Raw genomic sequence first — 13934 nt, 5'->3', positions numbered from 1 at the left:
TTATCAGTTATCAACTATACTCTTTCAAATACTCTTAACTTTGAGCTCTTGGCTCTTGAATTCTCCTCCAGCTCCTCTTCTCCCGGAACTATCGGCTTCCTTGTGACAACATGTCCAAGGGAAACTCTTCCACATGTACATACCGGAAAGTTTGGAGGGCATATACATGGATTTTCATTCTTTCTGAATGCATTTTTCACTATCCTGTCCTCAAGGGAATGGAACGTGATTATACATAATCTGCCACCCGGTTTAAGGCTCTTTATCATATCGTCTATGGAATTGGTCAGTACCTCAAGCTCCTTGTTAAGCTCTATCCTTATTGCCTGAAAGGTCTGCTTTGAAGGATGTCCCTTTCCGTTTCTCGCCTTTGCCGGTATGGAGCCTCTGATTATATCGTTAAGCTCCTCTGTTGTCTCTATCGTCTTGTTCTCTCTGTATCGGCAGATATGATAGGCAATGCTCTTAGCATACTTGTCCTCGCCAAATTCATGTATAATCCTGAACAATTCCCTCTCAGAATAACCATTTACGATATCCTTTGCCGTCTTATCCTGCCTGTCATCCATTCTCATGTCCAGTGGTGCATCAGCCCGATATGTAAATCCCCTATCCACATTATCGAGCTGATAGGAGGACACTCCCAAATCCAGGAGCATTCCGTCCACTGCACTTATATTTAGCTCGTCTAATATACTTTTAAAATTACAGTAGTTGTTCCTTACAATAGTAACTCTGTCGGAAAACGGCTTCAGCCTCTCCGTTGCCGCCGCTATGGCGTCCTTATCCTGATCTATACCGATCAGTCTTCCCCGGTCTGACAACCTCTTACATATCTCATAAGAATGACCGGCTCCCCCAAGGGTGCCATCAACATATATCCCATCAGGTTTTATGTTCAGATTTTCTATTGTCTCATTAAGTAAAACTGACTTATGTACAAATTCCATTTAAACTACCATTTTTGAGCTTTGCTCATCTCCTATAATTTGAAGCCAAGTGTATCAAGCTCTGCAGCTATTGCGTCCATATCTATTCCTTCATCGCAATTTACTGCTTCCCAGCTCTCCTTGCTCCAGATCTCGGCTCTCTCTCCGTTTCCTATTATGACTACTTCCTTATCTATCCCTGCAAAATCCCTTAATGTCTGTGGAAGGAGTATTCTTCCCTGGCTGTCGGTATCACACTTGACAGCACCTGAATTGAAACGTCTCTTCAATGCTCTTGCCTTGGTATTAAGTAAAGGCAGCTCATTGAGCTCTGCTGCGAATCTCTCCCATTCGTCATTTGGATAAACGAAAAGACAATCATCAAGACCCTTTGTGACCATAAATGTGCATCCTAATTCTTCACGGAGTTTCAATGGCATTATTAATCTGCCCTTAGCATCAAGCTTATGTTCATATTCGCCTGTAAGACATCTTGCCATTGCTTTTCCCTCCTTCGAATGAATTTCCCGGTGATCCCCACATCGTCCCACTTAGTTTCACAAATCACCATTTTGTCGCCACATACGCTTATTTTAGCTTACAAGTATTTAAAATGCAACCCCTTAATGGCTATTTATTGAAATACTTTTAATTATTTTATATTCACTGGATTTATATGCATTTTTCATTGTATTTATGCCGTTTTCAGCAAAAAAATAATAACCTATACCTTGTATCTTTATTTAATAAAGCACAAAATATAGGCTATTTATAGTTTACATAATCAATGTAAATATTTGGTGGAGGCAAATCCCAGATTTTTTCATATTAAAGATCAGTTGAGCAGCAACCATTAGAAATCGCCTACGGCGAGGGTTGCTGCAGTGTAACGATGTCTCAGACATCATTACAATAAGCAAAAAGTGGGAGCGATAACCACTTAAGGCCTATCGTTCCCACTTATTTTCCCTATATTTTATATATATCAGGCACTAAATGCCACTTTAATGCCCTTATTACCCACCGGGCGCCACTTTGTATTTCAACCCACTGAAGCCCACTTACCAGCGAAGCTCCACTCGTATGTCAAAATACCGGGCTGCATTTATATCTCAAAATACCGGATACGATTATACGTTGAATTTAAAGAGGATAACGTCTCCATCCTCAACCACGTATTCTTTTCCTTCCTGTCTTACAAGTCCCTTTTCCTTAGCTGCCACCATGCTGCCACACTCCATAAGATCCTTGTAGGCAACAACCTCTGCCTTGATAAATCCACGTTCAAAATCTGTGTGGATCTTACCTGCTGCCTGAGGTGCCTTTGTTCCCTTGGTGATGGTCCATGCTCTTGTCTCGTCAGGTCCTGAGGTCAGGTAGCTTATAAGCCCAAGAAGTGAGTAGCTTGCCTTGATCAGCTTATCAAGTCCTGATTCCTTGGCACCAAGCTCCTCAAGGAATGCCATCTTCTCGTCATCCTCAAGCTCCGCAAGTTCCTGCTCTATCTGGGCACAAAGTGCAAATACCTCTGCGTCGAAATCCTTTGCATACTCTCTTACCTTTTGAACATATTCATTACCTGCTCCATCATCTGCAATATCGTCCTCACTTACATTGGCAGCGAAGATAACCGGCTTATATGTGAGCAAGTTGTACTCCTTAAGCCATGCCAGCTCATCCTCATCATCTGTAACAAATGTCTTGGCAAGCTTTCCTGCTTCAAGATGTGCCTTAATTCGCTCCTGAAGATCAAGCTCCTTGGCAAGAGTCTTATCATTTCTGGCCCCTCTTACAGTCTTGGCGATTCTCCTCTCAAGAACCTCAAGGTCTGAGAAGATAAGCTCTATATTTATAGTCTCAATATCTCTTATAGGATCTACAGAACCATCTACATGTATTACGTTAGGATCCTCGAAACATCTTACCACGTGGACTATGGCGTCCACCTCTCTGATATTTGCAAGGAACTGATTTCCAAGTCCCTCGCCCTTCGATGCGCCCTTAACAAGTCCTGCTATGTCAACAAATTCTATAACTGCCGGAGTTGTCTTGGCTGAGTTATACATCTCTGTAAGCTTCTCAAGTCTCTCATCCGGCACTGCCACAACACCTACGTTTGGCTCTATTGTACAGAATGGATAGTTGGCTGACTCTGCTCCTGCCTTTGTTATGGAATTGAACAATGTACTTTTTCCTACGTTAGGGAGTCCTACGATTCCTAATTTCATTTTTATATATTTCCTCCTATAAATCCTTTGATTTCAAGGGATTTCAGCATACTTATTTTTAAGTGTTTTGGGGTTCATTCCTGCTTCAATACATCTGGCAGCAAAAGTATGTCTCGGGATATGCATCGAAAATCCTGGAGTTTTGCTTTATCACAGATTTTAAACAGCGTTATATCATATGTACTGTTCTTGACCGGTGTTCCTTTTAGACACAGAAACACAAATCCTTCCCATCCTGTTGAAATTTCTGAAATCTTCTTATTCTTTTCTTTTTTTAGTATAGTAACCGCTTCTTCTGTTGAGGGTATCGTACGGTAACCTGATTTACTCTTTGGCTCTCCGATACGCCACTCCTTTGCACTGCAACAGTATTCCATACTTTGGCTTCTCTCATAAGAAGCCCTAATACAATACCTTGCATTATACCATAGCATCTTATTTTTGTGAATATTCATTTTGATCTTCCTCCAGCTGATGAGATCATGTTTTACGACAAACATCAAAACGTATGATTTGCAAAACGAACAAACTCATCTTGACTCCTTCTTATCCCACTTTTGGCCAAACGAGAATACCTTTTTGAATATATACTATGTCCTTCCTGCATCTACATAAGATTGCACCTGCTGTTCTATTGTTAATATTATAGTATCACACTATGCGCACTGACTAATAGTGACATATAGTTACATAATAATTAGAATCCCAGCATTTCAGCTATATGTAAGGTTGTTTCCATTACATTTTCAAAACTAACTTCAGACGCATATGTATTGTTCTCACAATAATTTTTCCAAAGCTCCTTAATCGCTGTATCCATTTTCATGTCCTCAATGATTTCTTTCCACTCAGCCATTGTGTCTAACGACTCTCTTTTCTTTGCAGTCCTAGTCACTGCAAGTTTCAAAATTTCCAAATTAATTGAGTCTTTATACAGATTATAGAACACATGAAGGTCATAGAAATCTCTTGCTCTTGAGGTTCCAATATTTCTACGGATGATGGTCTCATACTTTTCAGCAATAATAGTTTCTATATTGTATGCCATTACTCCAATTTCATCATCATCCAAAATGGTCTTATAAGAATACCGAATCGCTCCAGGTGTAATCTCATCTCCAGTTGTGATATCAATCTTCATCTTATTTGCGATCTTACCGTAATGTGCAACAAAGTATGCTCTGAAATTATTATAATCATCGTCTTCTCGGATAGGCTCAAGCTTTTCAAATGTAAACTCTATTCCATCAAATACATCAATCAATAAAATCTCACGAATAATTTTTTCAATTTCCGTCTCCTCCATATTGATTCCAATTACTGTAGTATCCATATCCATGGTTGTTCTTTCAGTAATTCCTATCATTGAGGAAATAAGCAGTCCACCCTTTAAGATAAAATTGTCTTTGTATTTCGATTTGGATAACCTATCCAACACACGTTCCAGCAAAAACATCTGTAGCACTTCCTGCGATTGCAGATTACGTTTTACAGCAAAGCTACGTATCTGTCCTTTCAACTGCTCTGGAGTTCTCTCTTTCATCCTAACACCTCCATATATGTCCTTACCTTTGGCTCCAAATTAAATTGTCTGGCATATTTAATTATTTTTCTTGGATTACACTTACCACCAAAATACTCTTTCAATGCCTGCGTATAAATCTGTGCATCAATGCCTTTTTTATCTCTGATTAAATCACATATGCACCTTTCCAAATCATAGGCTTTTACATCATAGCCTTGAGGAGTCTTTATCGTAACAATTCCCAAATTCCATAATTCTTTTTTGCAATAATGAAACTTAGTATGCTCATAGTTTTTCTTTATCCTCGACACATTGTCACCTTGAGGCACAGTTATATCCAATATATGAGGAACACGATCAGACATTCCATGTAAAAACAGTGCTGTTCCATGCGAGAAAATAAGCTTATCAGATCTACTCTGAATAATTCTAAACTCATCAGGTTTATCAGCTGCCAATACATAATTTCCATGAGATTCTTTCAAAATAATTCCTTTAGCCAGACTGTCATAAATCAAAGCTCTGTCTATTCCTGCATTTTGAATATCCTGTGCAGAAACAATTCCACCATTTTGTTCAATAAGTAACTTAATATGATCAATATAATAATCCATATCTATCACCTGCCTTTCTCAAAGCGTTCTTTAATTTTATCATTCAAAAGAACATTTGTAAATATCGTTCTTTAATTTTATAATATTAAAGAACATTTTGGAAAAGTTTTCATTTATTTGGGAACTATTACCGCCTTCAGCGCCTTCTCTCCCATCATTGCACGATAATTAATTTCTTCCAAATCAGATAAATGCTCTAATATAAAATGTAAATATTCTTTGCTTGAAGCCATGTTTTTGTCCTTTCAAATGCCTGCATTTCAAATTATACTGTGATCTCAATCTGATTATCCTCAATTGTAGCAATACAGCTTTCGTAATATCCATGCAAAGCTTCTTCCAGTATTTTTTCATAACATGACATGTTTTCGCCAAATGCCGCTCAAATAAAATACAAATGAAATTATTGCCCCGACAATTGTAGCCAACGGTATGGCTGCTGCTATTCCGCTTACACCATATCCCCTCACGAACGCCAGAAAATATGCTAGCGGAATACGAACTAAAAATGCTGATGTCAAATTGGCAACCAGTGTAATCCACCCATTTCCGGTTGCAGTTGATACTGTATTAAATGACATGATAAATGGCAATCCGATATATTCAAATGAAAAAGCATAAATATATGGCAGACCATAAGCCAGAACATCAGCTTTTACACCAAACAGATAAAATATCTGCTCTGGAAAGATGTGCATCAATGCAAAAACAATTACCGATACGCCAAGGCAGAGTACCAGACAACAATGCATAGTCTTTTCCGATCGTTTTATATCTCCCTTTCCCATGTTTTGGGCGATCATTGCTGCCGCAGCAGAACTAAATGCTGCTTGTGGCAAAATTGCAAATCCATTGAAATTATTAACAATTCCGGCAGCTGCTGATGCATCTACACCTCCTGCCCTGTTAATAAATGTTGTCAGAATCAGGAACGAAAAATTGGTTCCTACCATCTGAATACTAAGCGGAAGGCCGCAACGAAGCAAAGTATGAAATTCTTCTTTTACAAAATGAAACGATGAAGCTCTGAAATCAAACATGAAATCATGCCTTTTCAAATATAGGATACAAAACAGCATCGAGCAGCCTTGTGCAAATATAGTTGCAAATGCCGCACCACCTGCTCCCATATGAAATCCGGCCACTAAAACCAGATCCAGTATAATGTTGATCGCACAGGCAATTATAACAAATATCATCGGAGTACGACTGTCGCCAAGTCCACGCATAATTGCACTCAATGCATTATATCCATAAATAAACAATAGACCGATAGAACAAATAAACATATATTGCCCTGCCTGACCATACGCTTCATCCGGAGTATCCAGCAGACGCAGTAAGGGGTGTTCAAATATAAATAACAAAACCATAAATACTGCTGCCATAACCATCAATGTAATAAGTAATGTACTAATTGTCCCATTAATTTTATCTTTTTGCTTAGAGCCCAGATAATTTCCGATCATCACCGTTCCCCCTCCTGCCAAACCTGCTGCCAGATTTGTCAGAATCACAAGTACCTGTCCTCCAATATTTGCTGCTGATATAGAATTTGTTCCACCAAAATGTCCTAAAATGATCAGGTCAACCAGACTATATAAAGACTGGATCAAATTACTAATAAAGAATGGCACAGCAAACTTCACAAGCTGTTTCCATATATTCCCTTTTGTAAGATCATGTTCAAATGTACCCATGTCCGTATTTACCTCCTTTGTAATTGCCTTGATACATCATTCACAATGCTTCATTCTCTCAGCCTGCCTGCATTTCCTGTAGGAAATGATCCATATGTTCTTCCAGAAGCTTTACCACCCAGCTCTTATCATCTGCTCCAAGTAATCCACAATAATTCAATAAATTCTTTTTCTTTATCATACAGCATTTTCCTCACAAAACCATATCAGCTAACCTCCATATACATTTTAGATAATTCACAACCATAATTACTCTAATATTACTGTTTTCCACTTCTTTTATATCCTCTCTTATGTTACTGTTTTATTTCCTCTGCAATTTTATCCACCATCTGTTCAAACTGCCTTTTTGCCTTCGTCTTGTCTGCTGCTCCATCATACATGCTATAATAGAAAAACATATTTGCATAAAATTTAACTGCCTTCTCTTCCGGATTTTTTATTCCCATATTTTTGAACAGATCCTTCACGTATTCTGCCGGTCCGGATACCAGATATTGCTGATATAAATTCTGCATCTCTTCACTGCGAAATTGCTCTATTGTCAGCATCTTCCGAAACGATGATGCAAAATCATCCTCTGTCCAGTATTCAAACATAGACTTGCTGTATCCCACAAAATCATCAAATGATACTTCCTCATACTTTTCAGGCATTTTCTCTTTATTCTCTTGTGGCATATCATATTCTGTTGCCTGTTCACCATCCTGCTGCTCCATACGCTGCACAATACAGTCAAAAATATCTCTTTTGCTTTTGTAATGACGGTACAATGCCCCTTTTGTCATATCAAGTTCTCCTGCTATCTGGCTGACTGAGACAGCCTCGTAACCATCTCTGGCGAACAGATGCAGTGCCACAATTAATATTTCCTCTTTCCTATTACCCATGCACATTCCCTCCACGACAAATAAACGACCGTTTACATCTTAATGATAGTAAACGGTCGTTTATTTGTCAAGGTTTTTCTTTTTGCTTATACTATCTCTTTTTATAAAGCAACAGCTCCGGATTTTCCCCATCCTTCTCATATGTACATACCAGAATAAAATCCATGCCTGCCAGAATGCCAAAACATCTGTCTCCTCCGAATTCAGATCCCAGTTGATTCCCCAGATAGGTTTTCTGATCATCAAGGAATTTCACTTTTTGTCCGTTTGGCAGTTGATATTCCAGATTCACATATTTCCCCACAAGTGCATTTAGCTTGTCTATCTGCCATAAAACAACCATTTTTAAAGTGGTGATAAAGCAATGCCATTCAGTTAAGCATCATTTTAGTGGTTTTCTGTCATAGAAAGCCACTGTTTTTATGCCTAAAAACTTTAAAAATATTACAAAAAACAGTTGACAAGTAAGCCAATATATGTTGTGCAAGCCTTGATTATAAACATATTTCAAGGAGGCTCATTATGGCTGATTTTTTCTTATCTAATTTAAAATCCACACTCGACAACTGCATCACAGAACTTGATGAAATTCACTCCATGTTCTGCCGTAATCCGGAAAGTGATTTTACCAGGAACCGCAAACTTTCTTTCCGCGAGTATATTCAGTTTATGCTCCAGATGCAGAGTAAATCCGTTTCAAATGCAGTAAACATATGCAGGGCATATCTCAAACACGGTGGTAACGAAACAGAGTCCATGCTTCTCATACAAAAGTATCTGACACCTGTCAGGTACAATCGAAAATATCCTATCCACCTCCGTCCAAAGAAAAATAGGGATTTCATGTATCGGGTTGCATAAATCTCGTTACCATTATAAGGCAGATAAGTAATCTGTCTTTTTGTCATAAAAAACCTTATCTAAATGAAATTGAATGATTTATTTTCTATCTAAAATTTTATTAAACCTACTAAAGACTCCATAGTTTGTGTGTTTGACTTACTGTTTATATCTATCTTCTCCTAAATGTTTTTCTAGTCATTGCAATATAAAATTGCTTATACAGTCTCTCCCTTAAGAGTCCTGGTATTCTGGATAATATACAGAGCGACCGATATGACCATCATTATAGCGCACAAACCAATCAACAGATCTGATACCATCGGTGTAATGTGGAACCATATAATATGCACCGCTGCAGTTCCATATAATAAAAAGGTTACTATCTTTCCATGCCAGTCTGCACCATGTACTTTTCCTGTCTTTCGTATCACAAGACATCCACTGACTACCATATACAGCTCCTTACCTGCCATTATTACGATTAAAAGAAGCACATGCGGAAAGCGAGTAAACAGACAGATTAACATCGCTGCCTGTGTCAGCTTATCAGCCACCGGATCAAGTATTTTTCCTAAATTACTAATCCTATGGAATCTTCTTGCGATATATCCATCAGCAAGATCCGTAAGACCAGACAGCAATAAGATTTCACCAGCTAACAGAGGATTTTTCTTTACACAATAACTCCATATAATTACCGGAATCAGACAAAACCGAAAAAAAGAAAGAAGATTAGGAATCGTAATAATTCTATTCAAATTTTCTTCCTGATTCACTTCACTCTGCATGTACGGTCACCTCACTTTCCTTTTTTTTAGACATAAACCAATAAAATATAACACAAAATGCTAAAGCAAACACAACACCAAAAACATTTTGAATCACTCTAAGACTAACCGCTCCTTGTAGTCCATAAGTCTCTGCAGCAATGGCTAAAGCACCAAATGTGTTAAATACTGCCTGCCAGCCATATTGTGCTGAAAATCCTACACCGATTCCACCAAGAATTCCTATATATGCATAGATTGACGAAGGAAGCAGAAAATATAATACTGTAAAACATATAACACCTACAATATTTCCGACAATCCTTTTACGGACTCTGTAGTGCATATCTTCCATAAACGGCAAAATCACGGACATGGCCGCAATACCAGCCCACATTGCACGTGGCATATTACAAAGTTCTGCAATGCAAAGGACAATCGGTACGCATAAAATCTGACATATCTGCCATTTTGTTCTGGAAGAAGTGATATCAAATTCATGTATCAGATCTTTCAGATTTCTTTTATAAGTTCTGTTTTTATGATTTCGATAAAATACGAAGCAGGTAAGTGCCGCACCTAAAGCCATTCCGACTAATCGCATCTGATAGCTTTTTCCCGTAACATCATAACCATATAGCAGTAGATACCCAAGAACCAATGTAGATTGATTAAACATGAATGGATTATGGCATCCGAACAGAATCAACACAGCCAGTGCCGCAATATTTAACAGCATTCCCAATACCGGTGAAAACTGATTTGCTAAATGCGGACATACAGTCATAATTACAAAGAACAAAGCCAAAAGCATCGTAGATTGTCCGGTGTGGATCCCCAGATCCGCATTCCGAAATACCATAAGGCATAATAAAACTACTACACCCACAATACTATTCTCATTTCCAAATAAGATACTGAAAATAGTAACAAATAAAAAACAAAATGCCATTGTAACAGCTATCTTTACCAAATATACCAGTATATGATATGATTTTTCTTTCACTGTTTCACTCTTTTTCAACAGATTTTTAGAACCTGCCTGATTTAACTGCAATTCCTGATAAAATGTCATGTAATTCCTCCTCTATCTGTTTTTCTTAAACTTATATGGCCTCATCTTTCTGTATTGGAAGCTCTACAACAAATCTGCATCCACCATATTCCCGGTTTTCTGCCTTGATTGTCCCGCCAGCACTATCTACGATCCGTTTCACAAGTGCAAGGCCAAGACCATTTCCTTCTGCTTTGTGAGAACCGTCTGCCTGATAAAATTTATCAAATATTCTGGTTTTCACATCATCCTCTATTCCCGGTCCTTCATCTTCCAGAATAAACATTACAGAATCCTTTTCCTGCTTCAGAAACATCATAATTGTCCCCTTTGCAGGACTGAACTTAATCGCATTATCTAAAAGATTCATCCATATATGCATAAAAAGTCCTTCATTCCCAGTATATTTAACTTCCTCCAGCTCTACCTGGAAACCAATTTCTTTTTCTGTCCATTTTGTCTCCAGGGAAAGAAATGCCTGACGGATCTGTTCATCCAAACGATATTCTGTTTTTTTCATTGGTATGTTCTGATTCTCTAACTTGGATAACAGCAAAATATTTCCAACCAATCCGGAAAGTCTTTGGGTGTTAAATAAGATTTTTTCTACATATTCCTCTTGATCCAGAGACAGTTCTTCTCCCTGAAGCAGCATTGTATATCCTTCAATGGCATTAATCGGGGTCTTAAACTCATGAGAAACATTAGATACAAAATCCATCTGCAGCACCTCTGTTGCACGAAGTTCTTTTGTCATCACATTAAAACTCTGATAAGATTCTCCAACTTCTGCTATACGGCTGTTCGTTTCCAAATGCTGTTCAAAATCTCCCCGAGAAACTTCCTTCATTGCTTTACTAAGTCTGGTAATTGGTTCCAGTAACTTTGCATTAATAAAGGAAGTGATCAGCCCTGCAATCAATGTATTGAAAATCAAAAGCCAGCCAAGCACAGGTATGCTGCCCGGCAGATTAAAAAAATGATTCAAAAAAGCAAATAATAAAGCAGATATGACTGTTGAAAATACAAGTGCCAGCCAGATTGCACCAGTCAGACAGGATCGGATCCGCAATCCTTTTTCTTTCTTTTGTTCCATTATTTTTTCACCACCTTGTATCCAATTCCACGCATTGTTACGATTTCAAAATCAGGGTTATCTTTAAAACGCTCTCTGATTCTTCCTATATGTACCTCTATCGTATGTGGGTCTGCCTCCGTCTCGTATCCCCATACTTCATCCATCAACTGTTGTTTTGTAAATGTTCTGCCTGGCGAAGCTGCAAGCTTATATAAAAGCAGGAATTCTTTTTTAGGCAAAACAAGACTTTCCTTATCAGTTGTAACCGTCATTGCATCATAATCAAACTCTGTTGAACCGATCACAATTTTGTGTTCATTCAGTATCTGTGCACGGCGAAGCAGTGCTCCAACTCTTAAAACCATTTCATTCACATTTACCGGTTTTACCATATAATCGTCACTTCCCGAAAGAAATCCCTGACGCATATCATCAAAGGAACCTTTCGCAGTGATCATAAGCACTGGTATCTGATATCCTGCTGAACGAAGTTCTGACACCAGTTCATAGCCATCCATAACCGGCATCATAATATCAGAAATGATCAGATCAATATATTCCTTATCCAATACTTCTAATGCCTGTGCTCCATCCGATGCACTTTTGACCTGATATCCATTCTTCTCAAGCACTTTTTGGAATAGCTGGCTTAATTCTTTATCATCTTCTACAATCAATATTTGAAACACGTTTTCCTTCCTCCTTATTAAAACAGATACCTTGCCCATCCAAGCAGATGCTGTACCAAAAATATTTTTCTCTGACGTTTCTTTGTTAATTCGATTGGCTCTACATGATATGGATCACGATAGGTTCCATCTTCCAATACCTGGCGGGACACTCTTTCATATTCCATCATGCCCTCTTCCAACTGTTTATTAATATCTTTACTGCGAATTACAAGCATCAGTTCCGTATCCAGATATGCACTTCTCATGTCCATATTAAAGGAACCGATTACAGACAGATCATCGTCAATCAGAATACTTTTTCCGTGGTATGAATAACCGCCTTCATATTCCCAGATATTAATTCCTGTACTTAAGATTCTATTTCTGTTTTTCGCATAATCGGCAGCCCCAAATGGATTCCCATTATTCGCAACTGAATTTGTCATGATAGAAAAATCTGAAACGTTCTCTGCAATCTCCTCCCATGTATTATACATCTTATCATTACAGATAATATATGGCGTGTGGATCTTCACACGATTTTTTGCATTTTTCATCAATTCTCCCAACTGATACCACACTACTGGTTCTTTGGAACCTGTGTGAATAGGATTTGACACTAATGCAATCTTTTCTGTCTCAAAAGTTTCGTCCGTGTAATCGGTATCGCAGATTCTTTCCTTATTCTCTTCAAAATATTTCTGATAGCCGTTCTGCAACTCTAAAACTGCGTTCTTTACAGATTTTCTATTTGCCAGTTTTTTATTGTCATGAAAATAACCACTGTCTTCCTGATTCCATATGGTTTCAAAATACTCTAACAACTGGTTAACTGAATTTTCTTTCTCAGGTTCATCGCAAACCACTAACACGTCTCTGTCATAGTTCTTATGTCCCGGAAAATCACCCAGGAAATAATTGTGTGTATTTCTTCCCCCAAGAATATATCTCTTTCCATCTGCAATCAAATATTTATCATGCATTCTACCCATCATCTTCCATGGTTTCAACGGATTGGCCTTATTATATAGTTTAATTTCAACATTCTCATGGGAAGATAATCCATAGAAATACGGATTTCCTTCCATATCAATCCAGCTCTCCATTCCATCTACTAACAGACGAATATGTACACCTCTGTCTGCCGCATCATGCAGTGCTCCTAAAATCAATTTTCCACTTTCATCGGATTGAAATGCAAAAGTAGAAAGAATAATTTCCTTTTTTGCATTCTTGATCAAACGCACTCTTTGTAAAAGCGCTTCTGGATTCTTTTCTATGATTACTGCCCGTTCTGTATTTTCACTGCATTCGTTCCATGACCCATTTTTTGTTTCTTTTTTGGTTGTATTGGACACTTCCGGCTGCTTTTTATATGCAACGCAGATTCCGAGCAATTCATAAAAAGCCACACATAAAAAAATTGCCAGTATAACAAGAAGGATTTTACATATTTTATGCTTTATCATTGTACATCACCTGATTCCTTTTTATTTCATACTTATACAATACAAAGTCAATCTCAATTTAACCTCAACAAGGTTTGTTTTTTCATCCATGCAAAATCTTCTTTGTACAACAGACTGTTAGATATAGCAAAAACGGCCTTTCAAAAACAGTTAACTTCTAAATCAA

General features: G+C 37.9%; 16 protein-coding genes and 1 pseudogene. 1 reads left to right on the top strand and 16 read right to left on the bottom strand.

Features of this window, described 5'->3' with window-relative positions; genetic code table 11:
• Positions 1-14: 14 nt before the first annotated feature.
• From rsmH to DXB54_RS07550, 11 genes and pseudogenes are all read right to left on the bottom strand, one after another.
• Positions 15-950 carry a 16S rRNA (cytosine(1402)-N(4))-methyltransferase RsmH gene (rsmH, locus tag DXB54_RS07600; protein ID WP_021937539.1) on the bottom strand — a complete coding sequence of 312 codons (936 nt, stop codon included), beginning with the start codon at positions 948-950 and terminating at the stop codon, positions 15-17.
• Between the two features lie 32 nt (positions 951-982).
• A complete protein-coding gene (mraZ, locus tag DXB54_RS07595; protein ID WP_021937540.1) occupies positions 983-1429 on the bottom strand; it encodes a division/cell wall cluster transcriptional repressor MraZ in 447 nt (148 codons plus the stop codon).
• Positions 1430-2059: 630 nt separating this feature from the next.
• Positions 2060-3157, bottom strand: a complete 1098-nt coding sequence (gene ychF / locus DXB54_RS07590) for a redox-regulated ATPase YchF (RefSeq protein WP_118694782.1) — start codon at positions 3155-3157, stop codon at positions 2060-2062.
• A 74-nt stretch (positions 3158-3231) separates the two neighbouring features.
• Entirely contained in the window at positions 3232-3612 is a 381-nt protein-coding gene (locus DXB54_RS07585; protein ID WP_243104780.1) for a hypothetical protein, read from the bottom strand.
• Between the two features lie 242 nt (positions 3613-3854).
• On the bottom strand, positions 3855-4700 hold the full coding sequence (locus tag DXB54_RS07580) for a nucleotidyl transferase AbiEii/AbiGii toxin family protein (protein ID WP_021937543.1): 846 nt from the start codon (positions 4698-4700) through the stop codon (positions 3855-3857).
• Entirely contained in the window at positions 4697-5296 is a 600-nt protein-coding gene (locus tag DXB54_RS07575; RefSeq protein ID WP_021937544.1) for a type IV toxin-antitoxin system AbiEi family antitoxin domain-containing protein, read from the bottom strand. The genes DXB54_RS07580 and DXB54_RS07575 overlap by 4 nt, the downstream gene beginning before the upstream one ends.
• A 146-nt stretch (positions 5297-5442) precedes the next feature.
• A pseudogene (locus DXB54_RS07570) lies at positions 5443-5529 on the bottom strand (TfoX/Sxy family protein); the annotation flags it as partial.
• A gap of 117 nt (positions 5530-5646) precedes the next feature.
• Positions 5647-6996, bottom strand: coding sequence for an MATE family efflux transporter (locus tag DXB54_RS07565; protein ID WP_118694781.1), 1350 nt, complete (start codon positions 6994-6996; stop codon positions 5647-5649).
• Between the two features lie 58 nt (positions 6997-7054).
• The gene (locus tag DXB54_RS12185) at positions 7055-7177 is read right to left on the bottom strand and encodes a hypothetical protein (protein ID WP_279220730.1); all 123 of its coding nucleotides are present in this window, start codon (positions 7175-7177) and stop codon (positions 7055-7057) included.
• A gap of 115 nt (positions 7178-7292) precedes the next feature.
• Positions 7293-7886, bottom strand: coding sequence for a TetR/AcrR family transcriptional regulator (locus tag DXB54_RS07555; protein WP_118694780.1), 594 nt, complete (start codon positions 7884-7886; stop codon positions 7293-7295).
• A 91-nt stretch (positions 7887-7977) separates the two neighbouring features.
• Complete coding sequence (locus DXB54_RS07550) at positions 7978-8178, bottom strand: hypothetical protein (protein ID WP_279220729.1); 201 nt, start codon at positions 8176-8178, stop codon at positions 7978-7980.
• A gap of 230 nt (positions 8179-8408) precedes the next feature.
• On the opposite strand from DXB54_RS07550, the gene DXB54_RS07545 reads away from it, so the two are divergent.
• Positions 8409-8747, top strand: coding sequence for a hypothetical protein (locus tag DXB54_RS07545; RefSeq protein ID WP_118694779.1), 339 nt, complete (start codon positions 8409-8411; stop codon positions 8745-8747).
• A 197-nt stretch (positions 8748-8944) separates the two neighbouring features.
• On the opposite strand, the gene DXB54_RS07540 is transcribed toward DXB54_RS07545, so the two are convergent.
• Genes DXB54_RS07540 through DXB54_RS07520 form a run of 5 tightly spaced genes read right to left on the bottom strand, consistent with a single transcriptional unit; the run spans position 8945 to position 13768 of the window.
• A complete protein-coding gene (locus DXB54_RS07540; protein WP_118694778.1) occupies positions 8945-9517 on the bottom strand; it encodes a CDP-alcohol phosphatidyltransferase family protein in 573 nt (190 codons plus the stop codon).
• Positions 9507-10571 (bottom strand): FUSC family protein, encoded by a 1065-nt coding sequence (locus DXB54_RS07535; protein ID WP_118694777.1) that lies wholly within the window; start codon positions 10569-10571, stop codon positions 9507-9509. The genes DXB54_RS07540 and DXB54_RS07535 overlap by 11 nt, the downstream gene beginning before the upstream one ends.
• A 31-nt stretch (positions 10572-10602) precedes the next feature.
• Entirely contained in the window at positions 10603-11646 is a 1044-nt protein-coding gene (locus DXB54_RS07530) for a HAMP domain-containing sensor histidine kinase (protein ID WP_118694776.1), read from the bottom strand.
• Positions 11646-12356: a response regulator transcription factor gene (locus tag DXB54_RS07525; protein WP_003693048.1), complete on the bottom strand. Its 711-nt coding sequence runs from the start codon at positions 12354-12356 to the stop codon at positions 11646-11648. The genes DXB54_RS07530 and DXB54_RS07525 overlap by 1 nt, the downstream gene beginning before the upstream one ends.
• Positions 12335-13768, bottom strand: coding sequence for a phospholipase D family protein (locus DXB54_RS07520; RefSeq protein WP_118694775.1), 1434 nt, complete (start codon positions 13766-13768; stop codon positions 12335-12337). Before DXB54_RS07520 ends, DXB54_RS07525 begins: the two co-directional genes overlap by 22 nt.
• Between the last annotated feature and the right edge of the window lie 166 nt (positions 13769-13934).

It is taken from the genome of Coprococcus sp. OM04-5BH (assembly GCF_003482105.1).
GTDB lineage: Bacteria > Bacillota > Clostridia > Lachnospirales > Lachnospiraceae > Coprococcus.
This window is presented reverse-complemented; position numbering and strand designations above follow the sequence as displayed.

Coding starts and splice junctions, on each gene's coding strand:
- rsmH (WP_021937539.1), bottom strand. CDS start 950: ATGGAATTTGTACATAAGTCAGTTTTACTTAATGAGACAATAGAAAAT.
- mraZ (WP_021937540.1), bottom strand. CDS start 1,429: ATGGCAAGATGTCTTACAGGCGAATATGAACATAAGCTTGATGCTAAG.
- ychF (WP_118694782.1), bottom strand. CDS start 3,157: ATGAAATTAGGAATCGTAGGACTCCCTAACGTAGGAAAAAGTACATTG.
- DXB54_RS07585 (WP_243104780.1), bottom strand. CDS start 3,612: ATGAATATTCACAAAAATAAGATGCTATGGTATAATGCAAGGTATTGT.
- DXB54_RS07580 (WP_021937543.1), bottom strand. CDS start 4,700: ATGAAAGAGAGAACTCCAGAGCAGTTGAAAGGACAGATACGTAGCTTT.
- DXB54_RS07575 (WP_021937544.1), bottom strand. CDS start 5,296: ATGGATTATTATATTGATCATATTAAGTTACTTATTGAACAAAATGGT.
- DXB54_RS07565 (WP_118694781.1), bottom strand. CDS start 6,996: ATGGGTACATTTGAACATGATCTTACAAAAGGGAATATATGGAAACAG.
- DXB54_RS12185 (WP_279220730.1), bottom strand. CDS start 7,177: ATGATAAAGAAAAAGAATTTATTGAATTATTGTGGATTACTTGGAGCA.
- DXB54_RS07555 (WP_118694780.1), bottom strand. CDS start 7,886: ATGGGTAATAGGAAAGAGGAAATATTAATTGTGGCACTGCATCTGTTC.
- DXB54_RS07545 (WP_118694779.1), top strand. CDS start 8,409: ATGGCTGATTTTTTCTTATCTAATTTAAAATCCACACTCGACAACTGC.
- DXB54_RS07540 (WP_118694778.1), bottom strand. CDS start 9,517: ATGCAGAGTGAAGTGAATCAGGAAGAAAATTTGAATAGAATTATTACG.
- DXB54_RS07535 (WP_118694777.1), bottom strand. CDS start 10,571: ATGACATTTTATCAGGAATTGCAGTTAAATCAGGCAGGTTCTAAAAAT.
- DXB54_RS07530 (WP_118694776.1), bottom strand. CDS start 11,646: ATGGAACAAAAGAAAGAAAAAGGATTGCGGATCCGATCCTGTCTGACT.
- DXB54_RS07525 (WP_003693048.1), bottom strand. CDS start 12,356: ATGGGCAAGGTATCTGTTTTAATAAGGAGGAAGGAAAACGTGTTTCAA.
- DXB54_RS07520 (WP_118694775.1), bottom strand. CDS start 13,768: ATGATAAAGCATAAAATATGTAAAATCCTTCTTGTTATACTGGCAATT.